The sequence below is a fragment of the Streptomyces zhaozhouensis genome (assembly GCF_900230195.1).
In the GTDB taxonomy this organism is placed as follows: domain Bacteria; phylum Actinomycetota; class Actinomycetes; order Streptomycetales; family Streptomycetaceae; genus Streptomyces; species Streptomyces zhaozhouensis.
Window position 1 is genome coordinate 99,689 of record NZ_OCNE01000016.1, and the last position, 22,824, is coordinate 122,512.

Annotated in this window: 19 protein-coding genes; 11 read left to right on the forward strand and 8 right to left on the reverse strand. The window is 72.0% G+C overall.

Annotated features, from left to right (window positions below):
- Positions 1 to 140: 140 nt before the first annotated feature.
- A complete protein-coding gene (locus CRP51_RS20815; protein ID WP_170970623.1) occupies positions 141 to 608 on the forward strand; it encodes a GNAT family N-acetyltransferase in 468 nt (155 codons plus the stop codon).
- Between the two features lie 69 nt (positions 609 to 677).
- On the opposite strand, the gene CRP51_RS20820 is transcribed toward CRP51_RS20815, so the two are convergent.
- Positions 678 to 1,193, reverse strand: coding sequence for a hypothetical protein (locus tag CRP51_RS20820; RefSeq protein ID WP_141514635.1), 516 nt, complete (start codon positions 1,191 to 1,193; stop codon positions 678 to 680).
- Positions 1,194 to 1,714: 521 nt separating this feature from the next.
- Here CRP51_RS20820 and CRP51_RS20825 point away from each other — a divergent pair.
- Positions 1,715 to 2,878: a ferric reductase-like transmembrane domain-containing protein gene (locus CRP51_RS20825; protein WP_097232806.1), complete on the forward strand. Its 1,164-nt coding sequence runs from the start codon at positions 1,715 to 1,717 to the stop codon at positions 2,876 to 2,878.
- A gap of 38 nt (positions 2,879 to 2,916) precedes the next feature.
- The gene (locus tag CRP51_RS20830; RefSeq protein ID WP_439333199.1) at positions 2,917 to 4,092 is read left to right on the forward strand and encodes an MFS transporter; all 1,176 of its coding nucleotides are present in this window, start codon (positions 2,917 to 2,919) and stop codon (positions 4,090 to 4,092) included.
- On the opposite strand, the gene CRP51_RS20835 is transcribed toward CRP51_RS20830, so the two are convergent.
- The gene (locus CRP51_RS20835) at positions 4,086 to 4,835 is read right to left on the reverse strand and encodes a class I SAM-dependent DNA methyltransferase (RefSeq protein ID WP_097232807.1); all 750 of its coding nucleotides are present in this window, start codon (positions 4,833 to 4,835) and stop codon (positions 4,086 to 4,088) included. The two genes, CRP51_RS20830 and CRP51_RS20835, sit on opposite strands and share 7 nt — an antisense overlap.
- A 126-nt stretch (positions 4,836 to 4,961) precedes the next feature.
- Complete coding sequence (locus CRP51_RS20840; protein WP_097232808.1) at positions 4,962 to 5,486, reverse strand: SgcJ/EcaC family oxidoreductase; 525 nt, start codon at positions 5,484 to 5,486, stop codon at positions 4,962 to 4,964.
- A gap of 258 nt (positions 5,487 to 5,744) precedes the next feature.
- Here CRP51_RS20840 and CRP51_RS20845 point away from each other — a divergent pair, with 258 nt between their 5' ends.
- Positions 5,745 to 6,704, forward strand: coding sequence for a MerR family transcriptional regulator (locus CRP51_RS20845; RefSeq protein ID WP_097232809.1), 960 nt, complete (start codon positions 5,745 to 5,747; stop codon positions 6,702 to 6,704).
- A gap of 21 nt (positions 6,705 to 6,725) precedes the next feature.
- On the opposite strand, the gene CRP51_RS20850 is transcribed toward CRP51_RS20845, so the two are convergent.
- From CRP51_RS20850 to CRP51_RS20865, 4 genes are all read right to left on the reverse strand, one after another.
- Positions 6,726 to 7,334 (reverse strand): TetR/AcrR family transcriptional regulator, encoded by a 609-nt coding sequence (locus tag CRP51_RS20850; RefSeq protein ID WP_097232810.1) that lies wholly within the window; start codon positions 7,332 to 7,334, stop codon positions 6,726 to 6,728.
- 76 nt (positions 7,335 to 7,410) lie between these two features.
- Positions 7,411 to 8,055: a GNAT family N-acetyltransferase gene (locus CRP51_RS20855; RefSeq protein ID WP_170970624.1), complete on the reverse strand. Its 645-nt coding sequence runs from the start codon at positions 8,053 to 8,055 to the stop codon at positions 7,411 to 7,413.
- 317 nt (positions 8,056 to 8,372) lie between these two features.
- Positions 8,373 to 11,774, reverse strand: coding sequence for a HEAT repeat domain-containing protein (locus tag CRP51_RS20860; protein WP_097232812.1), 3,402 nt, complete (start codon positions 11,772 to 11,774; stop codon positions 8,373 to 8,375).
- Positions 11,771 to 12,148 (reverse strand): hypothetical protein, encoded by a 378-nt coding sequence (locus CRP51_RS20865; protein ID WP_141514636.1) that lies wholly within the window; start codon positions 12,146 to 12,148, stop codon positions 11,771 to 11,773. The genes CRP51_RS20860 and CRP51_RS20865 overlap by 4 nt, the downstream gene beginning before the upstream one ends.
- A gap of 173 nt (positions 12,149 to 12,321) precedes the next feature.
- On the opposite strand from CRP51_RS20865, the gene CRP51_RS20870 reads away from it, so the two are divergent.
- Positions 12,322 to 14,013, forward strand: coding sequence for a glycoside hydrolase family 183 protein (locus tag CRP51_RS20870; protein ID WP_097232814.1), 1,692 nt, complete (start codon positions 12,322 to 12,324; stop codon positions 14,011 to 14,013).
- 49 nt (positions 14,014 to 14,062) lie between these two features.
- On the opposite strand, the gene CRP51_RS20875 is transcribed toward CRP51_RS20870, so the two are convergent.
- On the reverse strand, positions 14,063 to 15,115 hold the full coding sequence (locus tag CRP51_RS20875) for a LacI family DNA-binding transcriptional regulator (protein ID WP_097232815.1): 1,053 nt from the start codon (positions 15,113 to 15,115) through the stop codon (positions 14,063 to 14,065).
- 248 nt (positions 15,116 to 15,363) lie between these two features.
- Between CRP51_RS20875 and CRP51_RS20880 the strand changes: the two genes are divergently transcribed.
- From CRP51_RS20880 to CRP51_RS20905, 6 genes are all read left to right on the forward strand, one after another.
- Entirely contained in the window at positions 15,364 to 16,467 is a 1,104-nt protein-coding gene (locus tag CRP51_RS20880) for a glycoside hydrolase family 172 protein (RefSeq protein WP_097232816.1), read from the forward strand.
- Positions 16,468 to 16,535: 68 nt separating this feature from the next.
- A complete protein-coding gene (locus CRP51_RS20885) occupies positions 16,536 to 17,930 on the forward strand; it encodes an ABC transporter substrate-binding protein (protein WP_097232817.1) in 1,395 nt (464 codons plus the stop codon).
- The gene (locus CRP51_RS20890; RefSeq protein WP_097232818.1) at positions 17,927 to 18,889 is read left to right on the forward strand and encodes a carbohydrate ABC transporter permease; all 963 of its coding nucleotides are present in this window, start codon (positions 17,927 to 17,929) and stop codon (positions 18,887 to 18,889) included. The genes CRP51_RS20885 and CRP51_RS20890 overlap by 4 nt, the downstream gene beginning before the upstream one ends.
- Entirely contained in the window at positions 18,879 to 19,700 is an 822-nt protein-coding gene (locus CRP51_RS20895; RefSeq protein WP_097232819.1) for a carbohydrate ABC transporter permease, read from the forward strand. The genes CRP51_RS20890 and CRP51_RS20895 overlap by 11 nt, the downstream gene beginning before the upstream one ends.
- A gap of 97 nt (positions 19,701 to 19,797) precedes the next feature.
- Positions 19,798 to 21,243, forward strand: a complete 1,446-nt coding sequence (locus CRP51_RS20900) for an L-fucose/L-arabinose isomerase family protein (RefSeq protein WP_097232820.1) — start codon at positions 19,798 to 19,800, stop codon at positions 21,241 to 21,243.
- Positions 21,240 to 22,730 (forward strand): FGGY-family carbohydrate kinase, encoded by a 1,491-nt coding sequence (locus CRP51_RS20905; RefSeq protein ID WP_097232821.1) that lies wholly within the window; start codon positions 21,240 to 21,242, stop codon positions 22,728 to 22,730. The genes CRP51_RS20900 and CRP51_RS20905 overlap by 4 nt, the downstream gene beginning before the upstream one ends.
- Positions 22,731 to 22,824 lie beyond the last annotated feature (94 nt).

A 22,824-nucleotide genomic window follows, 5' to 3' on the forward strand; every position in this document is an offset into this window, starting at 1 on the left:
CCCGCGCCGCGCGCGGGCCCGCCAGAGGCCGCGTGCCGGTGGGTGCCGCGTCCGGGTCGGGGGCCGCGTCCGGGCCGGGGGCCGCCGTCCGGGCGGGACTGTCAGTGCCGCGTGGCAGACTCCGGCGCATGGTCGAACACATGGCACGCGCCCCGGAAGTGCGGTTGCGCGAGGTGGAGGATGCTGACCTGGAGGTGTTTCTCGCCCAGGAGCACGACCCGGAGGCCGCGCGGCGGTCCCGCTTCCCGCCGCGGGAGCGGGAGCGGTTCCTCCGGCACTGGCGCACCAACGTCCTGGGCGCACCCGGGGTGTTCGTGCGCGCGGTGACCGTCGACGGACGGCTGGCGGGGAACGTGGTCGCCTGGTGGGACGGCGAGCGCCGCTTCCTCGGGTACTGGCTGGGCCGCGAGTTCTGGGGGCGGGGCGTCGGCACCCGCGCGGTGGCCCTCTTCCTGGAGCGGGAGCGGCACCGGCCGCTGCACGCCGACCCGCATGTGGGGAACGTCGGCTCGGTGCGCCTGCTGGAGCGGCTCGGCTTCCGCGAGGCGGGCCGGGAGGGCGAGGGCGACGAGGCGCACGTGCTGCTGGTGCTGGACGGGGAGGAGTGAGCGGGCGCCGCGCCGGAGAGTGAGAGGGCGCGCACCGCGCGGAAGCGGGCGCGGGGGCGCCGTGGGGGGTCAGTGCGCCGGCCCGGAGGGGGACAGCGTGCGCCGGGTGGCCTCCGCGCGGAGGCGTTCCAGGAGGTGGGCCTGGCGTTCCGCCCGCGTGAGAAGCATCCGCACCTCGGCCGCCCGGCCGGTGGCCGCGATCTGCGGCAGCGCGGCCAGGGCACGCCACAGCGCGGCCTTGCCCTGCACGCCCAGCAGCATGGCCTCCAGTTCCACCACGTCGCGTGCCTCCGCCGTGCGCAGCAGCCGCCCGTTGGGCTTCAGCCGGCCGAGCCGTTCGGCAAGAACGGCGCCGAGCGCCAGGGACCGGCGCGGGGAGACGCCCAACTCCCGCATCAGCGTGCGCAGTCGGGCGCGGTCGTCGCGCACCTCGGCCGCCAGGGCCGTCAGTTCGTCGGCCGCCGCCGGGGCGGGGCGGTGGCGGGCCAGTCGCCCGGCGAGCGCCACGCCCGCCGTGGCGCCGGCGAGGTGGTCGTTGAGGTAGACCGTCAGCGCTCGGCCGGAGGCCGGGGGGACATCGGCCACGTCGTTCACTCCCTCCGCCGTGGCGGGCCGGGTACCCCGTCGCGGCGGGCCCAACCCGACCGTCCGAGAGCGGGCCCCAATCGAGGCGTCCGAGGGCGGACCCCACCCGTAGCCGTCCGAGGAATCGCACGTCGCGGGGGTGCGCAGGGAAGCAGTGCACATGGAATGGGAAACGAAAAGGGAAAACGGCACCGAACACGCCTCCGGCCGTTTTCCGGCGGTTATCGATTTCCCCTGTCGGATGCGGGACCCGAAAAGTTCCCGGCCTTCGCCAACTTTCTCGGCCTTTCTTCCCGCCCCTTCTGCGAAGCGCCGCCACCGGGGATCATCGCAGACGAAAGCGGGTGTGAGGCGGCGTAGACGCAAGGCGCCCAGGAAATTCCGGAACTCTCCACTTCGTCTTCCCCGTTGGGCACATCGTCGTTATTCTTCTGAGCCGGGAGCGTGGGGCCACGTTGTCGCCGCCGGTCACTCTTCACCGAGGGACCTCGCGGTGTGCCACTGGAAACTGGAGTTGTGTGATGGCTGAGGTCTCCGAATCGGCACCGTCCTCCGCCCCCGGGGCGAGAGGGCGCCGCACCGGGTTCGACTGGGCGGGGCTGCGCGCGGATCTGCGGGGGGCGGTGCCGGACGCGTCGTTGGCCCTGGTGCTCACGCTGTTGATCTACTGGCTGCTCTACGCACGGGTGGAGAGCGGCGCCTCGGCGACGATCAAGATCATGCCGATGTTGGCGGACGCCGACAAGTACTGGATGTACTGGATGTGCCAGGCGTTCGGCTGGTCGGCGATGCTGTGGGCGTACATCACCGTCGCCTTCGGGCTGATGCGCTCCGGGCCACGGCCGCGCTGGCGCTGGCTGTCGGCGGCGCGACTGGAGAAGTGGCACAGGACCACCAGCCTGACCACCATCGGGCTGATGTTCATGCACGCGTTCTTCTTCTTCACCGACCAGATCAGGGACAACCAGACCCGCTGGTCGTTCGGGCGCAGCGTGTGGACCGCGTTCGTCGACTCGTTCGTGCCGGGTGGCTACGCGACCGGCACGGGGCAGGTCGCGATACTCGTCGGGCTGCTCGCGCTCTATCTGGCGCTGCCGCTGGGCCTCGCGTTCTATCTGCGGAACCGCACGGGCTCCCGGATCTGGCTGGCGCTGCACCGGTTCGTCATCGTGGTCTACGTCCTCTCCATCTGGCACACCCTGCTCTACTCCAGCCAGGCGTGGTTCGACGGGCCGTTCAGGACCATGGTGTGGGCTCTGCAACTGCCGTTGGCGGGCCTGTTGTTGTGGCGGCTGATGGCGCCGGCCCGGCCGGGGGAACGGCTGCGGTCGCGTCGGGACCACGCCGTGCCGTTCAGCGCGCGGCTCGCGGGGCGGGTCGTGGTCGGGGCGACGCTGGTGGGGCTGGCACTGGTGATCGTGACCGGGGTGGACGGTGGTCGTTCCCCGGACGGGGTGTCGGCCGCGCCGTGGCCTGACCAGTGGGTGCTCTGGTCAGGGCTGCTGGTCTTCACGGTGGCCGTGGTGGTCACCGTGCTGCGGCTGCGCGGTCGTGCCAGGCGCTCGCCGGGAGGGCGACCGGCGGCGCCGGGCGCCGGGGCCGAGACAGAGACCGGGGCCGGGACCGGGACCGGGACCGGGACGGAGACCGGGGAGCGTTCGCCGAGCCCGGTCGATCCGCGCTGAGCCCGCGCGCGGCGGCCGGGGCGACCGCGCGGGGGCGCCTGCTTTCCGGCCCCCCACTCGCCCTGCTGGTCGGCGGGTTCCTGGTCAACATCGGCACGTTCGCGGTCTACCCGTATCTGGCGGTGCTGCTGCGGGACCGGCTGGGCGTCGGGATGGCGACGGTCGGCGTGGTGTTGGGCCTCGCCACGCTGGTCCAGTTCGCGAGCGCGCCCTTCACCGCCGCGTTCGCCGAACGGATGGGGCTGCGGCGGGCGTTGGTGCTGGCCACCGCGCTCTACACGGCCGGCGCCCTGACCTATCTGGCCGGGGTGCGGATCCCGGCGCTCACGGTGGTGGGGCTCTTCCTCAGCTGTGCGGCGGGCGCGCTCTACTCACCGGCCTACCGTTCCGCGCTGGTCAGGACGGGAGGCTTGGCGGAACGGCCGCGACTGGTCTCGGCCGGCAACGCGGCGGGCAACCTCGGCATCGCGCTCGGCCCGGTGGCCGGGGCGTTCTTTCTGCACCGGCCGAGCCTGCTCTTCGGGGTGACCAGCGTGCTCTACACGCTGCTCGCGGTCGGCCACCTGCTTCTGCGGCCGGGCTCGGCGCCCACACGGGCGACGGACGCCGAGCCGTTCCGCCGGGTGTTGCACGGGCTGGCGTGGGTGCCGTTCACGGTCACGGTGGTCACCCACTACCTTTACATGCAGTTTTACCAGTATCTGTCGGTCTTTGTGACCGGTCGGCTGCCGACCGCGGGCTACGGACTGGTCATGATGGGGTACTCCCTGGGGCTGGCCGTTCTCCAGCCACTGCTGGCCGCCCGGGTGGGCGCGGTCCGGCACACGGCGGCCATGGTGGTGGGCTTCGGCTGCATGGCGGTGGGGCTGGGGGCGTTCGCCACCGGCGGGCCGGCGGGGGTCGCGGTCGGGGCGGCGGCGTTGAGTCTCGGCACGGCGGTGCTCTTCCTGAAGAACGACCTGGAGGCGATCGCGCTCTCGGCGCGTTCGGTCACGGTCACCTTCGGACAGCAGCGACTGGCCGTCGGGATCGGTGCGTTGCTCAGCGGGGTGGTGGGCGGGGCGGCATACGGGTTCTTCGAACGCGCCGGTGTCGTCGAGGCGTTCTGGCTGAGCGCCGCCGCGCAGTGCGTGGTGCTGCCCCCGCTGGCGCTGCTGCTGGGCCGCCGGCTGGCCCGCCGCCGCCAGCCGGGTCCGGCCGACTCCGGTCAGTAGACCGGTTTCTGATATACCGTCACATACTCGCCCTCGCCCCGGAACGGCTCGCGGTGCCATCCGCCCCAGCGGTGGAGGCGTTCCAGCCCGGCCAGCCGCGCCATCAGGTCGAGTTCGCTCGGCCAGGCGTAGCGCATGAACGCGGGCGCCAACTTGATGCCGTCGTCGGTGATCAACACGTGCTGTCCCTCGAAGCGTTGCTCCACCGGGTCGTGGCGGACCGCGGTGAGCCGCACATGGTCGAGCCCGACCTGGTGCGCCGCGACCCGCTGGTCGCGGTCGTAGCGCGCGACGTCGGGCATCGGGCACTCCAGCACGAAGCGTCCGCCGGGCAGCAGGCGGCGGGCGACGTTGGCGAAGCAGCGCACCTGCTCGTCCTGGGACATCAGGAAGAAGAAGGTGGAGAAGACCACGAAGACCATCGCGAAGGAGGCGTCCGTCTCGGGCTCGACGTCCGCCATGTCCCCGATGGTGACGGGCACCTGATCACCTCCCGGCTTGGCGCGCAGCCGTTCCACCATCGCCTCGGAGGCGTCGATGCCCCAGAGTTCGACGCCGCGCGCGGCCAGCGGGAGGGTGACCCGCCCGGTGCCCACGGCCAGTTCCAGGACCGGGCCCTCGGGCCCCTCGTCGATCAGCTCGGCCAGGCCGCGCACGGCGTCGCCGGGGTCGTTGGCGGAGTGCCACTCGTCGTACACGTCGGCGTTCAACTCGCCGTAGGTCTCCGGGCGCAGGGGGTCCATCGAGGGTTCCTCTCCGGTCGGCTCCGTGGTGCGCGACGACGTCGCACACCACAGGTCGGGCGGGTGGGCCGGTGAGTTCCCGGTCCACCCGCCCGTTTCCGCGCGACCGGAGGAGCGGCCGGAGGGTCAGCCCTCGGGCATCGCCGACGAGTGGTGGTTGACGATCATCCAGTCGCCCGTGGCCTCGTCCCGCTCGTAGACGAAGGTGTAGCGGGCGGCCACGTCGGCCACCGTCCCGGTCTCCGGGTCGGTCAGCGTGAAGGTGTAGGCCCCGGAGTCGACCGCCGCGTCGGGGCCGAGGAGTTCGACGTAGGACTCGTTGATCTCACCGACGGGCTGCTGGGCGAGAAAGTGCTCGAAGTAGTCGACTATGCCGTCGCGGTCGGTCCGTATGACGTTCGACTGTGTCGGTTCCAGGACCGCGTGCGCGGCGTAGAGGTCGGCGACGGCCTCCGGGTCGCCGGTGGCGAGCGCGTCGTTCCAGTCCTCGAAGAGGTCCCGGATCTCCTGCTCGTCGGTGGGCCGGGGGTGGTGGGCGCTTTCGGGGTCGCCGGTGGCGGACTGGGCGACCGCCACCCCCGTCAGCAGCGTGCCCGCGGCGGCTGTGGCGAGGATGGCCTGAACCGCTCGGGTGCGATGAATGGTCTTCATGCGGTCAAATTTGGCTTCCCCACGGTCAAAACGAGGACAAGCAGGCCACCGCACTGGGCAAAGCTTCTACTTGATTGCGTCAAACGGACGTTGACCTTCCGCTAGCCTCTCCGTTCTCTCCCCGCGGGCCCCCTCCCCGAACCGCGCCGCGGGCCCCTCCCCCTCGGGCCGAGCCGGGAGCCCGCGCCGGGGGCCGAGCCGGGAGCCGCGCGGTATCCGCTTGAGTCTCCACCCGCTGGAAGGTGAAGGGTTGCACCCGTGAGCGATCACGACGAACGACGAGAGCACCGCGAGCGGGACGGGCACGACGACGGGGAGGAACTCCTCACGATCGGCGCCCTCGGCCGGCGGACCGGGCTGCCGGTGCGCACGATCCGCTTCTGGTCGGACATCGGGGTGACACCGCCGGTCGGCCGTTCGACGAGCGGCTACCGGCTGTACGACAGCGAGTCCGTGGCCAGGCTGGAACTCGTCCGCACGCTGCGGGACCTCGGCTTCGACCTGGAGACGGTCCGCCGGGTGCTGGCCAGCAGGGCGACGGTGCGCGAGGTGGCCGCGACCCATCTGCGGGCGTTGGACGCGGAGATCCGCACGCTCCGGATCCGGCGCGCGGTGCTGCGGTGGATCGCTCGACACGGCAGCACGACCGAGGAGATGAGACTCATGCACGAACTGGCCAGGATGTCGGCCGACCAACGGCAGCGCATCATCGACGACTTCGTCCAGGAGGTCTTCGAGGGGGTGCCCTCGACATCGCCCGGGGCCGGGATCGCCGACGCGATGCGCGCCCTGCCGGCGGAACTGCCCGCCGACCCCACCTCCGAGCAACTGGAGGCGTGGGTGGAGCTGGGGTCGCTCGTGCGCGACGAGGCGTTTCGCCGCCGGGTCCGCGAGATGGCCGTGGCCGGGGCGCGTCCCGCCGAGGCGCCCACGGGCCCCGACCCCTCGCGCGTCCAGGAACTCGCGGGCGGCGCCGCCCGGGAGGGGACCGACCCGGCCTCCGCCGAGGCCAGGACGGTCCTCGACCAACTGGTCGACCCCGGGCTCTCGACTGGTGAACGTCACCGGTTGGCTGACCAGTTGGCCACCTTCACCGACGCAAAGGTGGAACGTTACTGGCAGTTGCTAGGCGTCCTCAACGACTGGCCGGCACGCCCGTCCGCGGTCCCGGCGTTCGACTGGCTGATCGCCGCGCTGCGGGCCCACCCCACCGACTGACCGGGTCGGGCCCCGGCCCCGTCAGGGAGTCGCCGCGCGCGCCAACGCCGAGGAGAACAGGGCGACGGAGGCGTGCGCGGCCTCGTCGTCGCGCGCGCTGAGCCAGGCGGAGGTGATCCCGATGGAGGCGGCGACCAGCGCCTCGGCCAGCGCCCGCGAGTCGACGGACAGCCGGCCGCCACCGGACTCCTGCCAGCGGCGGAGCATCCGGTCGACATGGTCGACATAGGTGGTGTGCTCCCTGCGCGCCACGTGCGCGAGGGCCGGCGTGCGCGCCGCCATGTCCGTCAACTCGGCGGAGAGCAGGTGGTACTCGGGGTCGGAGCGGACATGGTCCAGGAGCGCGCGCAGCGCGGCCGCGATGCTGGCCTCCATGTCCCGCACCTCGGCCAGGGCGTCCCACACCTGGCCGAGGGAGGCGTTCAACTCGCGTTCCAGTAGGGCGGCGAACAGCTCGTCCTTGGAGCGGAAGCAGTAGTGGAACGCGCCCTGCGGCAGTCCGGCCCGTTCGGCGACCGCGCGCGTGCTGGCCGCGCCGATACCGCCCTCGCGCATGACCTCGACGGCGGCGTCCAGCAACTGCTCGCGACGTTCGGCCGCCGACCGGTGCTCTCGTGTCCTGCGTGTCATCCGGCGCCTGTCTCCACTCCGCTCACGCCCGGCCCCTGGTCGGCCAGGCCCGGACACCGGTCAGCCCCGCCGCCGGTCAGCCCTGCCGCGCGAGGGCCCCGGTGTGCGCCCCCGGTCGCCACATCGCGATCGGCCGCGCCCCCGGCGGGAAGCCCTCCACCCTACCGGTGGGCAGGAATCCGAACCGTTCGTAGAGGGCGGCACTGCGCTCGGTCGACGCCTCCAGATAGGCGGGCGCGGCCGTTGCCGCGCGGTCCACCGTGCTCAGCCTCCCGTCCAGCAGGGCGGACCCGACGCCGAGACCGCGCCCGGCCGGCCGCACGCCGATCGCCGCGAGATACCAGTGCGCCTCGCCCGGACGCGCGAGGTGGAGCACCCGCTCGAAGCCGCGCGCACGCCACAGACCGAACGGCCCGAAGGCCCGCAGATACGACCCGGCGTCGCGGAGGCGCTGGAGCCCTCCGGCGTCCCGGTGGCCCGGGGCGGACCAGACCGCGACGCCGAGCAGGGTCCCGTCCCTGTCGTCGCGCGCCAGGTCGACCACGCCGCCGGCGAGGCCGGCCCGCACGGTGACGCGGAACAGATGGCCGAGCCGGGCTTCGCGCTCGTCCGGTCGCCCCCGGAAGAACACCGACATGACGGGGTCCTCCCGGAAGGCGCCGACGAGGACCCGCACCGCCTCCTCCGCGTGGGCGGGCGCGGCCGGCGTGACGACGATCATGAGGACTCCCCAGGGATGGCGCGACGGGTGGACGTCCCCACTGTAGACATTTTTAGGTCGATCGACCAAGTCACATAACCAAGTCATTCGACCTGGTCGATCGCCCAGGACACTCCACCACGTCGTTCGAGCCGTGCGGGCGAGCGTCCGCCGCCCTCGCTGCCGGCGGAGTCGCCCCCGGGCCCTCGCGCGAAGCCGCGCCCCCGGGGCCCTGCCGCGTCCCGCTCGGCGACCCGGAGTTCTCCCGGCCGGCCGCCCGCCTCGGCGCACGGCGACCCCGCGAGGGGACACCCGCGCGCCACGGTGATGAGGTGCTTCTACCGTCCGTCCCGCGCCCCGCCCCCGCCGGCCTCGCTCTCGTCGGCGGCCAAGGCGGCGGCCAGCGCCTCCCCGGCGGCGAGCGCGGCGGCCGCCTGGGCGCGCACCTGGTCGTCCGGGTCGTCGACGGACAACGCGCGCACGGCGTCGAGCACTTCCTCGTCCCGGCACCACCCGAACGCCAGGCTCCACGCCAACCCGGCGCGCACCGTGCCGTCCTCGTCGTCCCGCATCCGCGCGACGAGCGCCGCACCGCTCTCCGGCTCGGCGACGGCCCACCTCCGCAGGGCGAAGAGGCGGTTGTCGGGGTGCGGGTCGTTGACGGCCCGCTCGCGCGCGACGGCCAGCGCCAGATCGGGACGGTGCCGGACGAGCAGCTTCAGGGCGGTGGCACGCGGCCGGTGGTGCGGATCGTGGACGGCGCGTTCCCGCCACAGCGCGCACGCCTCCAACGGGCCGTATTCCACGAGGCATTCGAGTGCCGTCTCCCGTGGTGCCCAGTCCGGGTCCTCGACGGCCCTCGCCCGCAGCAGGGCGTGCCAGTCGGGGCCGGATGCCTTCTCCGACTCGTCGTCCCGGTCCTCGAGGAAGTACGCGTCCAGGGCCAGGGCCCGCTCGTTGGCGTCGGGCGCGCTCACGGCGAGTCTCCGTAGCGCGTCGAGTGACGCCCCGGCGGGGTCCTGCTCGCCCAGCAGATGACGCACCAGGGAACCGGTGCCGGGATCGGGGTCGGCGACCGCGCGCTCCTCCAACAGCCCACGCGCCTCGCCAGGCCAGCGCTGCGTCAGCCATGCCAGGGCCAGGTGGCGCGGCACGGGATCGTCGTCGGCCACGGCACGCTCCTCCAACCGGCCACGGGCCTCGTCCGGCCAGTGGTGGATGAAGGTCTCCAGCGCGTTGGCCCGCACCCGGGGATCTGGGTCACTGGTCAACTGGTCAAGGACCAGTTCCCTGGTCTCCCGGGGCCATGCCGCTGCCAGCAGTCTCAACGCGGTCCCGCGCGGCGCCGGGTCGGGGTCGGCGACGGCCCGCTCCGCCCAGAGCGGGCGCGCCGCGTCCGGCCAACGCGCCAGCTCCCGAAGGGCGACGTGTCGCGTGAAGGGGGCGGGGTCGTCGGTCGCGCGCTCCTGGAACAGCTCTCGGTGCTCCTCAGGCCAGCGCTGCGCCAGCCACGTCAGCGAGAAGGCGCGCGGCCCCGGCGCCGGGTCGGCCACCGCCCGCTCCCGCAGCAGCGCCCGCAACGTGTCACCGGCCCGCGTCGGCCAGCCCTCGACCACCGCCCAAAGCGCCTCCTCCCGGGCCTTGGGCTCCGGCGCGTGACGCGCGAGCACCAGGTGCGACGCCGTTCCCGGACGCAGCGCGGACAGCAGCGACCGCGACGAGGGACCGCCCGGCACGTAGCCGTCGGTGAGGAACTGCCCCAGCACGAGAACCCAGTGCAGAAACCGGCGGCCGCCCACCCACTGGTCGCCGAAGGACCGCAGCGCCGGCCTCGCCTTGTCCAGCGCCTCCACGCCCAGCGGCCAGTGCGTCAGATGGTCGGTCAGGGCGTCCACCACCGCCTCGCCGCACCTGGTCATGACCGGCGTGCCGAGCTTGCGGACCTCGGCCAGGGCCCGGAGGGCGAAGCCCACGACGTCGTCCTCGTCCGTCGCCCGGAAGCGTGCGAGCAGCCGGTCGACGAAGAGCGCCGCGTCGTGCTGGTTCAACTGGCCGGTGACCAGCAGGAGAACCTCCTCCCAAGCCTCCTCGCCCACCCGGGGAACGAGCACCTGACCGGTCAGCTCCTCGGGTGACCACTCGCGCTCCTCCTTGTAGCGGTGGGCGATGTCGCTCGCGGCCAGGTACTCCAGGAACGCGCGGTGGACGAAGCCGTACACGCCGCCGCCGTAGTAGCTCAGAATGAAGTTGCGCTCGCGCAACTGGTTGACCAACGCGGTCGCCGTGGCCCGCACCCGGACCTCGGGCAGCTGGAACCCGGCAAGGAACTCCCTGATGACGGCTGCCAGTTCGTCGGCGTGGAGGAAGTTGCCCGCGATGCCGCCCTCGCCGTTCTGCATGTGGCGGGCCAGCAGCCGCAGCAGCTCCAACAGGTCGCGGGCGTCCAGGGACTCCAGCACCTCGCGGACCTCGGGGCGTCCCGCCGGGGCCAGGTGCTTGACGTCCTGGTCCAGGTGGGCGACCAGCACGGTCACCGCGTGCTCGTAGACGCCCTGCCGGTCGCGCGGCAGCGTCCGGCGTCGGCCGATGATCGCGAGGATCGTCAACAGCAGTGGATTGCCGGCCAGTTCACGCACCGCCCGGGAGTGGGAGAGCGCGTCGGTGAGCCCGTCGGCCAGCCTGGCCGCCAGCCCCGGGTCCTCCGGGCAGGCGAGGCGGTACCAGCGGCGGGCGAACTCGGCGATCTGCATGCCGGTCAGGTCCTGGAGCGTGTAGTGGGTGAACCCGGCCGCGGTCAGCGCCCCCTGCTGGTAACCCACGATCCGGGAGGTCACCACCACCCGGGAGTCCGGGTAGCGGGAGGCGAACGCCGCGATGCGCTGCGCCGTCCTCGTGCGGTCGGCCGGGTCGAAGATCTCGTCCAGTCCGTCGAAGACCACCACCGCGCGCCCGGCCCGCAACAGGCCACGCGAGACCGGCGGCGGAACGGACAGGCCCTCGGTGCTGTGGAGGTGGTCGAGAAAGTCCTCGAACGTGGCCTCCCGCCAGCGCTCCTCGGCGCAGCGACGCAGCTCCACCAGCAGCGGGAGCCGCTCCCGCAGCGCCTCGGGGAGCTCGGGCCGGCCGTCGGCCTCCCGCGTCAGCCGGAGGAGCAGCGCGCGACCCAGCGTGGACTTGCCGGCGCCGGGGTCGCCGAGGACGACCAGTCGCCGGTGATGCTCGGCGCCGAGCACGCGCCACAGCGGCTCCACGGGGCGCTCGGCGAACTCCCGTGCCCGTTCGACATGTTCGGGGTAGAGCCCCGGCGGAAGCGCTGCCCGCTCCCCCTCGGCGCGGCCCGACCCGCCACGGGCGCCGTACGCCTCGCGCTCGGCGATGCGGCGCGCCAGCTCGCGCGGCAGCGTGGACGGCGGAGCGCCCTCCCGGACGCCCGGGGGGACGAACACCTTCCGCAGCTCGATCGGCTGGTGTTCGCCCTGGTCGGAGAGCGGCGTCAGCACCTCCATGTCCAGCCTGGCGTACGTCTCGCGCACCCGACGGGCGTAGGCGGCGAGCGCGTCGCGCACCGCCTCCGGCGTCAACGCCCCGTCCGCCGCCGCCCCGGGGGCGTCGGCGGCGAGCCGCACCACCAGCTGTTCCACGTGCAGCACACCGGAGTTGGCGATGCCCCCGCCGTCCGCGCTGGCACGCCCGGTCTCCGAGGCGCCCGGCCCGCGTCCGCGCCGGCGTCCCCACCTCAACGGTCCGACCAGCCGGTGTTGGCGTCGCTGCCGAACCCGTCCGCCCGCGCGTCGCCGGTGTCGCCGACAGGTCCGGGAGGCAAGCCGTCGCCATCCTTACCGGTCGTGACCACGACTCCGCTGTTCGCCAAACCACCGCCCGTGGCCGTCGCATCGCCGGTGCCGGAGACGACCGGACCACCGGGCTTACCAGTTCCACCGGCGCCGGTGTCGCTCCAGATCCCCCAGACCAGTCCGACGACGCCGACCACCCCGCCGACCACGCTGGCCACCCAGCCGGCCCGTTCCAGGTCGACCAGCAGCCAGGTCCCCGCCATCGCCGCCAGCAGGAGCCCGGAACCCGCCAGCACACCCGTCTTCACCCACCCGCTCATGCCGCCATTGTCCCGCGAGCGCGCTCGCGGGGAACCCACGTGCCCCGAGTCGACCGCCGTGGAATCGATTTCTCTCCCAGTCCGTCCAAAGCCTTGACTCGCCCCGGCAAGCCTCTTACGTTCCCCTGAAATCGATTCCAAGAACCCGTCTAGCCACTCCCCGGAGGCAGTTGATGCGCAGAAGTACCGGGACCCGCCTGGTGCTGTCCCTGAGCCTGTGCGGGGTGCTCACCGCCACCGCGCTCGCGTCCAGCCAGGCGGCACCGCCGGCCACCGAGGGGAACGCCGCCGAGGCGAACGCGACGGCGAACGCCGCCGACAGCGACTTCTTCTCGACCGTCGAGATCGACCCCGCCGCCACCGTCGGCGCCCCCTCCGTCGGGGACAACGTCAACCACGGCGACCTGTGGCCCAACTGCTGGGCCGACGACGACAACGTGTACACCGCCTACGGCGACGGCGTCGGTTTCGGCGACGTGTACAGCGACATCGGGGTCGCCAGGATCACCGGGACACCTGGTCAGCTGACAGGTGAGCAACTGGCCACCGAGGTCAGCCAGGCGTGGACGCCGGAGCACTCCCGCAAGCCCACCGGGATGGCCTGCGTGGACGGCGACCTCTATCTCGCCGTCCAGGACCTGGCGTTCGACTTCAACGACGCGCCGGCCGCGACCATCGCGCGCTCCACCGACAAGGGGCGGACCTGGGAGTGGGACACCTCCGCGCCGATGTTCGGCGACGGCGTGTTCACCACGGTGATGTTCCTCGACTACGGCAAGGACTACGCGAACGCGCCAGACGACTACGTCTACGCCTACGGCCTGGACCACAACTGGCGCGACTCGTTCAACGACCGGGTCCCCGACCCCGTCGACCTGTACCTCGGCCGGGTGCCGAAAGACGCCGTGACGGACCGCGCCGCCTGGGAGTTCGTCAGCGGCACGGACGGCTCGGGCGACCCGACCTGGTCGGCCGACATCGCCGACCGTTCGCCGGTGCTCCACGACGACCGGCACATCTACCAGGACGTCTTCGGCGAGGGGCGGGTGGAGAACACCACCGTCCTGAGCCAGGGCGGCATCGTCTACAACGAGGGGCTCGACCGCTACCTCTACACCTCGTGGACGGAGTACACCTTCGAGTTCTACGAGTCGCCGACCCCCTGGGGCCCCTGGGAGCGCTTCGACTCGCAGGACTTCGGCGGCTATCCGTGGCCGACGACGAAACACGGCGGCTACGGCGTGACGATCCCGTCCAAGTACATCAGCGAGGACGGCCGTTCGATGTGGATACAGTCCAACGTCTGCCCCTGCGGCGGCGGTTTCCCACCGGGTGAGCACTGGGCGTACACCTACTCGCTGCGGCAGATGCACGTCGAGCCCCGGGTGCCGAGCGAGCCGGAGAACGCGGCCGACCCGGCGCGCAACCTGGCGACGGAGCCCGGCACCACGGGCGTCGAGCGCGCGATCCACTTCGGCGGTCCCTCCGTCTACAACGACGGAGACCTGACGGCCAGTCAGGACGACTGGAACGACGAGCGGAAGTCCGAGAGTTGGTGGGGCTACACCTGGCCCCGGGAGTACACGATGGACCGCGTCGTCTACACGACGGGCGAGATGTTCGCGGACGGCGGCTGGTTCACCGGCGCCCCACGCGTCGAGGTGCGGCAGGACGGCGTCTGGACGGACGCCGGCGCGGTGACGGTGGAACCGCCGTACCCGGGCGACGCCTCGGCGGGGCCGAACCGCTCCTACACGCTCACCTTCCCGGAGACGGAGGGCGACGGGGTGCGGGTGATCGGGGCGCCGGGCGGCGACCGCACGTTCACCTCCATCGCCGAGCTGGAGGTCTACTACGGCGGCTGAGCACCACCCGTGCGCGCCTGAACGCGCCCGGCGCCGTCCCCGCCAGGCTCTAACCCGGCGGGGACGGCGCCGGAAGGCGCTCCGGCCCCCCGGTGCTGTCGCGGACGCTCAGCCCCGTGCGCAGCACCACGGTCTGGAGCGCCTTGTCGGAGCCGGCGATGCGCTCCTGGAGCAGCTTGGCGGCGGTGAACCCCAGCTCGTAGGACGGGAGTTCCACGGTGGTCAGGCTGGGCCTTACCAGTCCTGCCCAGGGCACACCACCGAAGGAGAGCACCCCGAACTCCGGTGGTGTCACCCCCGCTTCGCGCAGCACCTCCAGCGCGCCCACGGCCATCAGGTTGTTGGCGACGAAGACGGCGTCCGGCGGACGTTCCATGGACAGCAGGTCGGTCATCGCGGCCCGGCCGCCGCCCACCTTGAAGTCGGCGTAGCGGACGTAGGCGGTCAGCGGGTCGTCACCGTCCTCGGGGGTGAGGGTACCGTCGGCGAGCGCGTCGCGGAGCGCGGAGCGGTAGCCGGCCAGCCGTTCCTCGGAGGTGGAGGCGCCCTCGGGACCGGTGACGCAGGCGATCCGCCGGTACCGGGCGCGCAGCAGGTGCTCCGTGGCGGCCTCGCCCCCGTACTGGTTGTCCACCAGCACGGCGTCCACCAGCGCGCCGCGCGGCCTGCGGTCCACGGCCACCGCCGGCATCCCGCGCGCGGCCAGCGGGGAGAGGTCGGTCTGGGTGCGGGAGGCGGCGGCGACGATGACGCCGGCCATCTGCTCGGCGAGCGCTATGCCGAGGTAGCGGCGCTCCTTGTCGATGTCCTCGTCCGTGTTGCACAACACCACGGAGAGACCGGTCTGTTGGGCCGCGTCCTCGACGCCGCGCGCCAGCGAGGTGAAGAACGGGTTCTCGATGTCCGGGATGAGCAGCCCTATGACGCTGCCTCGTTGCTTGCGCAGCGACTGGGCGACGCGGTTGGGCTCGAAGCCCAGCTCGGCCGCCGCGCGCCGCACCCTGGCCGCGCGCTCGGGGGTGACCCGGCCGCCGTTGAAGACCCGCGAGACGGTGGCCGGCGAAACGCCAGCGGCCCGAGCCACATCCGTGATGGTCGTCATACGCTCCGCATCCCCACCCCCGGTTCGCCGACCGGGCTCTTGACACCGCTGTAGGGCGACCCTATGTTCGCGTGAAAAGGATTTCAAGCGCAGCCGCTCAGGCCCGCGGGAGCCAGGGGCGCCTGCCCAACCAAGACCAGTGTTTTACTGCTAAAACACCGCGTGACATTCTCAGTTCTCTTTGAAATCGATTTCAGATCTGGGGGCTTGATGCCCCATCAAACGGTCCAAGGGGTGACCTACCAACGATGACGCACCTGGGAGTTGGACTCGACGGACTGGCGCAGCGCAGCCGGGCCGTGACCCGGTCCATCAGCGCGGAGAACTTCACCGGCGCCAAGGGCGAGGGCGGCAAGGCCGACGAGGGAACGGGCGCCCGCGCGGCGAGCCTGCTGGGACGGGGGTGGAAGGTCTCCCCCAGCATCGAGATCGCCCCGGGCGAGACCGCCACCCTGGCCGACATCCAAGGCCCCGGCAGGATCACCCACATCTGGTGCACCACGGCTCCGCACCGTGCCTGGCGCGGCACGTTGCTGCGGATGTACTGGGAGGGCGAGGAGGAGCCGGCCGTCGAGACCCCGCTCGGCGACTTCTTCTGCAACGGCTGGAACACCTTCAGCCAGGTCTCCTCCCTGCCGGTGGCCGCCAACCCCAACGGGGGGTTCAACGCCTACTGGCCGATGCCGTTCGCCGACTCGGCACGGATCACGCTGGAGAACCTGTCGGCCGAGACCGTCACGCTGTACTACCAGATCGACTACGAGCTGTCCGACGAGCGGAACGAGGACACCTCCTGGTTCCACGCCGTCTGGCGGCGCAGCCGCCCGGTGCCGGAGGGCGAGGTGCACACCCTGCTGGAGGGGGTGCGCGGCGCGGGGCACTACGTGGGCACCTATCTGGCCTGGGGCGTCAACAGCCCCGGCTGGTGGGGCGAGGGCGAGGTGAAGTTCTACCTCGACGGGGACGACGCCTACCCGACCATCTGCGGCACCGGCACCGAGGACTACTTCGGCGGCGCCTGGAACTTCGACGTCACCGGCGAGGGGTACACCGCGTTCTCCACCCCGTACCTCGGACTCAACCAGATCCTGCGCCCGGACGGGCTCTACCTGAGCCAGCAGCGGTTCGGGATGTACCGCTGGCACATCCCGGACCCCGTGCGGTTCGCCGAGGACCTGCGGGTGACCGTGCAGAGCCTGGGCATCGGCCCCGGGCACCACAACGGGCTCCCGCACCGCTACCGGCCGACCAGCGACGACATCGCCTCGACCGCGCTGTTCTACCTGGACGCGCCGAGCGCGCCCGGCGCCCGGCCGCCCGCGCCGGGCCTGCTGGACATCGAGGTGGACTGAACGACCCCGTCCCGGGCGGAGCCGCCGCCCGGGACCGATACCAACACCTAAGGACAGGAGCACGGACCATGCTCCAGCACGACAACGTTGTCGCGCGCCCCGGTCGACCACCCGGCCGCGCGCCCGGCCGGGGCAGCTCCCGCCGGGGCTTCCTCGCCGGGGCGGCGGGGGTGGCGACGGCGGCCGCCTCGCCGGCACTGCTCACGGGGTGTGGCTCGGGCGGTGGCAGCGGCGGGAAGCTGACCTTCTGGAACCAGTACGCCCCCCAGCGCACCGAGGACCCGGCCGTGCAGCGGCAGTCCCAGTGGTTTATCGACCTGGTTGACCAGTGGAACGCCACGCACGACCGGCAGATCGAACTGGTCTTCATCCCCAATGCCACCTACACGGACGGCGCCAAGCTGCCGTCCGCGTTCGCCGCCGAGTCGGGGCCCGACATCTTCCTGATCTCCCCGGGCGACTTCCTGCGTTACTACAACGGCGGGGTGTTGACCGACCTCACCCCGTACATGGACCGGGAGGCCATCGCGGACTACGGCGACTCGCTGGAGACACGCACCGTGGACGGCAGGGTCTACGCGCTGCCGATGGAGGTGGAGCCGCTGGCGATCTACTACTCGGTCTCCGCCTTCGAGCGGGCCGGCCTCTCCGAGGGGGACATCCCCACCACCTGGGACCAACTCCTCGACGTCGGCGACCGGTTGCGCGGCGACACCCGTGCGGGGCTGGCCTTTGACACCGAGCCCGGTTACTACCAGAACTTCACCTGGTACCCCTGGATGTGGCAGGGCGGCGGCGAGGTCTTCGCCGAGGACGGCTCGGTGACCGTCAACTCCCGGGCCACTCGGCAGGCCCTCCAACTCTGGCAGGACGCCGTCCAGTTCGGCATCTCCCCGCGCACCATGCCGGCGGCGGGTGACCTGTTGAACGCCTTCCAGGGTGACAACGTCGCGATGTGGCAGTCCGGCATCTGGGAGGTCGCCAGCTTCCGGGCCCACGCCCCCGACTTCGAGTACGGGGTCTTCAAGCTCCCCGTTCCGGACGGCGGTTCCTACACGACGGCGATGGGCGGCTGGGCGTTCTGCGCCAACGCGCAGGGCAAGGACCCGGAGGCGGCCGCCGAGTTCTGCGCCTGGGCGCTAGGAACGATGGACGAGCGCTGCATCAACCGCATGGTCGAGTGGTGCACCGTCGCCAAGACGGACATGGCGCCCCGGCAGACCGTGCTGGAGCTGGGCGAGGCGTCCGGCGGCTACGACTTCTGGGCGATGAAGAAGTTCCGCGACGAGATCTTCCCCGGTGGGCGCGGGGAGCCGCGCTACCCACCGGTGGTCTACAAGGCACTCTCGGACGCCATCCAGGGCTCCATGCTCGCCGGCCGCGACGTGGCCGGCCAGGCGGAGCGCGCGGAGGCCGCCATCCAGGCCTACGTCAAGAGCTACGAGGGGGCGAGTCTCATATGAGCGAGACCGTCGCGCCCGAGACGCGCACGCACGCCCCCGGGGGCGCCCAGCCGCGTCGCCGGGAGCGTCGCGGGCTGAGCAGGAAGCACCGCGAGTGGGTGGCGGCCGGGCTGTTCCTGGCGCCGGACGTGGTCGGACTACTGATCTTCGTCGCCGTTCCCATGGTGCTCTCGATCGCCCTGGGCTTCTTCCAGGTGAGCGGCTTCGGCTCCTACACCTGGGTCGGGCTCGGCAACTACGAGCGCATGATGAACGATCCGCTGTTCTGGGACTCGATGCGCATCACCGGACTGTACGTGGTGGTGCTGGTCCCGGTGCTGTTCTGCGTGAGCCTGGGGCTCGGACTGCTGATCAAGCAGAAGCTGCCCGGCATGGCGGTCTACCGCACGGCGCTCTTCCTGCCGTACGTCATCAGCCTGGTCGTGGTGGGCCTGCTCTGGAAGTTCATGCTGGACGACCAGGTGGGCGTCGTGAACCGCGCGCTGCGCTCACTCGGGATGGAGGGCGAGTCCTGGCTGGGCGACCCCAAGTTCGCGCTGTTCTCCGTCATCGCCGTGATGGTCTGGGTGATGATGGGGTACTACATGATCATTTTCCTGGCCGGGCTCCAGGACATCCCCGCCGAGTACTACGAGGCGGCCCGCATCGACGGCGCCGGCCCCTGGTCGACCTTCCGCAACATCACCTGGCCGCTGCTCCGCCCGACCAGTTTCTTCGTGCTGCTGATGTCCACCGTCGCCGCCATCACCGGCGGCCTGGACCTGATCTTCGTGCTGACCAACGGCGGTCCCGCCAACGGCACTTCACTGGCGATCTTCTACATCTACCAACAGGCGTTCGGCTTCGGCGAGTACGGCTACGCCTCGGCCATGGGCTCGTTCCTGGTGCTGATCATGGTCGCGTTCTCCGCGGTGATCTTCGCGGTCACGCGCGGCGGGAGGTTCGACAATGACAGCTGAGAACCGCGCCAGGCGCACCGGGCTGACCGTCGTCGCGATCGTGCTCTCCGCGATCACCGTCTTCCCCGTGCTGTGGATGGCGACCTCCTCGCTCAAGCCGCGCGACAGCGTCACCGACGGCCGACTCATCCCGCGCGAGGTGACGTTCGACAACTTCGTCTACGTCTTCACCGAGGTGCCGTTCGCCCGCTACATGTGGAACAGCTTCTTCATCTCGGCCGTGATCACCCTCGCGGCGCTGCTGTTCCACTCGATGGCGGCCTACGCGCTGGCCCGGCTGCGGTTCCCCGGGCGCGAGGCGATCTTCCTGTCGATCTTCGCGACGCTGCTGGTCTCGGCGCCCGTGGTGCTGATCCCGCTCTTCCTGGTGGCCAAGGAACTGAACCTGCTGGACAGTTACGCCGGTCTGATCATCCCGGCCATCTTCAACGCGTTCGGCATCTTCCTGCTGCGCCAGTTCTATCTCGGCTTCCCCCGGGAGATCGAGGAGGCGGCGATCGTCGACGGCGCGGGACACTGGCGGATCTACTGGAGCATCGTGCTTCCGATGTCGAAGCCGATCCTGGCCGCGTTGACCGTCTTCTTCTTCCTGGCCAACTGGAACGCCTTCGTCTGGCCACTGGTAGCGACCAGTAGCGAGGAGCTGACGGTGGTCCAGCTCGGCATCGCCTCCTTCCAGACGCAGTACGCCTCCAGTTGGAACTACATCCTGGCCGCGGCCACCGTCGCGGCACTCCCGATGCTGGCACTCTTCTTCGCCTTCCAGCGCCAGATCGTCGAGTCCATCAAGACCTCGGGCATGAAGTCCTGACGCCCGACACGCCACGGCGCCCCACGACGGCGCCGTGGCGGGACCGCCCGCCCCGACGCGGCACGCGTCGTTCAACCCCCGCGGAGGAAAACGCACCATGGCACGTATCGGCCTGCTCTCCCTCTCCGACGGCCGCGACTTCGTCCACCGCGACGTCACCGACCACATCGACCGCGCCGGCCGCGAACTGGCGGCCGTGCTCACGGCCGCCGGACACGAGGTGATCACCGCGCCCGAGCAGGTCAGCACCAACGAACTGGCCACCTCCCAGGCCCGTTGGCTGGCCGACCAGCACCCCGACGTCACCGTCATGCACCACTCGGTGTGGACGTTCCCGCACTTCACCATGCTCGCCGCCGAGGCCACGCCGGGGCCGCTGCTGCTGGTCGCCAACATCGACCCGCAGTTCCCCGGCATGGTCGGGATGCTGGCTGGCGGCGGCGGCCTCGACCAGATAGGGCGGGTGCACGCCCGCGCCTGGGGTGACCTGAACGACCCCGCCGTCGTCGGGCGCGTCCTCACCCAGGTGCGGGCCGCGGCCGCCGTGCAGGGGCTGCGCGGCTCCACCTTCGGCCGGATCGGCGGCCGGCCCATGGGGATGTACACCGCGGTGGCCAACCCCGACCAGTGGATGCGGCAGTTCGGCGTGGACGTCGAGGAGATCGACCAGTGGGAGATCGTCCGCCGCGCCGACAACGCCGACCCCGCCCGGGTCCGCGCCGGGCGCGAGTGGATCGAACGCCACGCGGCCGGCGTCCACTACGACGGGAAGCAGCTCACCCCGGAGCTGCTGGAGCGGCAGATCCGCTCGTACTACGCGATGCGCGAGCTGATCGACGAGTGGAACCTGGACTTCTCCGGCATCAAGGGCCAGCCGGAACTGACCACGCACTTCTGCACGATGGACGTCGCCGAGGCGTTCCTCAACGACCCCTACGACTGGGAGGGCCCGAAGGCCACCCATGTCACCGCCACCGAGGCCGACATGGACGGCGCGTTGACGATGCAGCTGCTGAAGCTGCTCACCGGCGACCCGGTGCTCTTCGCCGACGTGCGCCACTACCACGCCGACCGCGACCTGTGGGACCTGTGCAACTCCGGTCAGCACGCCACCTGGTACGCGGCACGCTCCGACGACCCGGCGGAGAACCTCTCCCGCGTGAACTTCCACCCGGAGGTCTTCTACTTCCCCGCCGGCGGCGCGTCCGTCCAGCACCTCGCCGCCCCCGGCGACCTGACGTTCGCCCGGCTGACGCGGCTGGACGGCGAGTACCGTATGCAGGTGACACGCGGCAGCCTGGAGAGCTACGACGACGCCACCAACGAACGGCTGATGCGCGCCTCCACCTACGAGTGGCCGCACGCGTTCGCCCGGCTGGAGGCGCCCGCCGAGGAGTTCCTCGGCCGGTTCGGCTCCAACCATCTGCACGCCGTGCCGGGCGACCAGGTCGACGCGCTGCGCGCCGTCTGCCGGCTGCTCGGCGTGCGCTGGGACGGGTTCGGCTCGGCCGCCGGGCCGGAGCGGGCGAAGGAGCGGGCGTGACCCTGCTGCTCGGCATCGATATCGGCACCTCCGCCTCGAAGGGCGTACTGGTGCGCCCCGACGGGGAGTTGGTCGCCCAGGCCACCCGGAGCCACGTCACGGCGACACCGCGCCCCGGATGGGTCGAGCACGACGCGCTCGACGTGTGGTGGGCCGACTTCCTGGCCCTCACCCGGCAGTTGCTCGACCGGGCGGCGGGCGAGGAGATCGCCGGGGTCGGCGTCAGCGGCATCGGCCCCTGCCTGCTGCCGGCCGACGCCGACGACAACCCGTTGCGTCCGGCGATCCTCTACGGCGTGGACACCCGCGCCGGCCGGCAGATCGCCGCGCAGCACGCCCGCTACGGCGAGGAGACGGTGCTGGCCCGCTGCGGCTCGCTGTTGACCAGTCAGGCGGTCGGGCCGAAGCTGGCGTGGGTGCGTGAGGAGGAGCCCGAGGTCTGGGCGGCCACGCGCCGCTGGTATATGGCCACTTCGTTCCTGGTAAAGCGGCTGACCGGTGCCTATGTGCTTGACCACCACTCCGCCAGCCAGTCCACCCCGCTCTACGACCCGGCCCTGGGGGCCTGGATCGAGGACTGGTGCGAGGAGATCGCCCCCGGCGTCGAGTGGCCGCGGCTGCTGTGGCCCGGCGAGGTCGCCGGCACGGTCACGCAGGCGGCCGCCGAGGCGACCGGGTTGCGGGCCGGCACGCCCGTGGTGGCCGGCACCGTCGACGCGTGGGCGGAGGCCACGGCCGCCGGGGTGGGCGCGCCCGGCGACCTGATGCTGATGTACGGCAGCACGATGTTCCTGGTCAACGTCGTCAGCACGCCGCGGCCGACGCCCCGCATGTGGACCACGAGGGGCGTCTTCCCCGGCACCTCCTGCCTGGCCGGCGGGATGGCCACCTCGGGCGCGGTCACGGGCTGGCTGCGGGACCTGACCGGCGCGGCGTTCGAGACGCTGGTCGAGGAGGCGGACGCGGCCGGGCCAGGCGCCGAGGGGCTGGTGATGCTGCCGTACTTCGCGGGTGAACGCACGCCCGTGTTCGACCCCGACGCGCGGGGCCTCGTGCTGGGGCTGACGCTCCGGCACGGCAGGGGGCACCTGTACCGGGCGGCGCTGGAGGGCACGGCGTTCGGCGTGCGGCACAACCTGGAGGTGATGGCGGACTCGGGCGGGGAACCGCACCGGCTGGTGGCCGTCGGCGGCGGCGCGCGGGAGCTGTGGACGCGGATCGTCTCGGACGTCACCGGCCGCCCGCAGGAGATCCCGCGTCACACCGTCGGCGCCTCCTACGGGGACGCGTTCCTCGCGGCCGTCGGCACCGGCCTGGCGGGTGCCGACGACATGGCGGCGTGGAACCCGGTCGCGCACACCGTGGAGCCTGACCCGGCGGCCGCCGAACGGTACGACCGGCTCTACGGGATCTACCGGGACCTGTACCCGGCGACCCGGGACGCGGCCCACGCGCTGGCGGCGGAGCAGTTGGCCGCCGAGGTCTAGGCGCTCCGCGGGGGCCCGGGTGCTCGGGTGCTCGGGTGCTCGGCACGGGGCGGCGGCGCGGGAGCGGGCGGTGCCCGTTGTCGGCCGCGGCCCG

Excerpts from the sequence above, each read along its gene's own strand:
- CRP51_RS20870 (WP_097232814.1), top strand. The coding sequence starts at position 12,322 with ATGCGCAGAAGTACCGGGACCCGCCTGGTGCTGTCCCTGAGCCTGTGC.
- CRP51_RS20880 (WP_097232816.1), top strand. The coding sequence starts at position 15,364 with ATGACGCACCTGGGAGTTGGACTCGACGGACTGGCGCAGCGCAGCCGG.
- CRP51_RS20895 (WP_097232819.1), top strand. The coding sequence starts at position 18,879 with ATGACAGCTGAGAACCGCGCCAGGCGCACCGGGCTGACCGTCGTCGCG.
- CRP51_RS20890 (WP_097232818.1), top strand. The coding sequence starts at position 17,927 with ATGAGCGAGACCGTCGCGCCCGAGACGCGCACGCACGCCCCCGGGGGC.
- CRP51_RS20885 (WP_097232817.1), top strand. The coding sequence starts at position 16,536 with ATGCTCCAGCACGACAACGTTGTCGCGCGCCCCGGTCGACCACCCGGC.
- CRP51_RS20825 (WP_097232806.1), top strand. The coding sequence starts at position 1,715 with ATGGCTGAGGTCTCCGAATCGGCACCGTCCTCCGCCCCCGGGGCGAGA.
- CRP51_RS20865 (WP_141514636.1), bottom strand. The coding sequence starts at position 12,148 with ATGAGCGGGTGGGTGAAGACGGGTGTGCTGGCGGGTTCCGGGCTCCTG.
- CRP51_RS20840 (WP_097232808.1), bottom strand. The coding sequence starts at position 5,486 with ATGAAGACCATTCATCGCACCCGAGCGGTTCAGGCCATCCTCGCCACA.
- CRP51_RS20875 (WP_097232815.1), bottom strand. The coding sequence starts at position 15,115 with ATGACGACCATCACGGATGTGGCTCGGGCCGCTGGCGTTTCGCCGGCC.
- CRP51_RS20815 (WP_170970623.1), top strand. The coding sequence starts at position 141 with ATGGCACGCGCCCCGGAAGTGCGGTTGCGCGAGGTGGAGGATGCTGAC.
- CRP51_RS20900 (WP_097232820.1), top strand. The coding sequence starts at position 19,798 with ATGGCACGTATCGGCCTGCTCTCCCTCTCCGACGGCCGCGACTTCGTC.
- CRP51_RS20855 (WP_170970624.1), bottom strand. The coding sequence starts at position 8,055 with ATGATCGTCGTCACGCCGGCCGCGCCCGCCCACGCGGAGGAGGCGGTG.
- CRP51_RS20835 (WP_097232807.1), bottom strand. The coding sequence starts at position 4,835 with ATGGACCCCCTGCGCCCGGAGACCTACGGCGAGTTGAACGCCGACGTG.
- CRP51_RS20850 (WP_097232810.1), bottom strand. The coding sequence starts at position 7,334 with ATGACACGCAGGACACGAGAGCACCGGTCGGCGGCCGAACGTCGCGAG.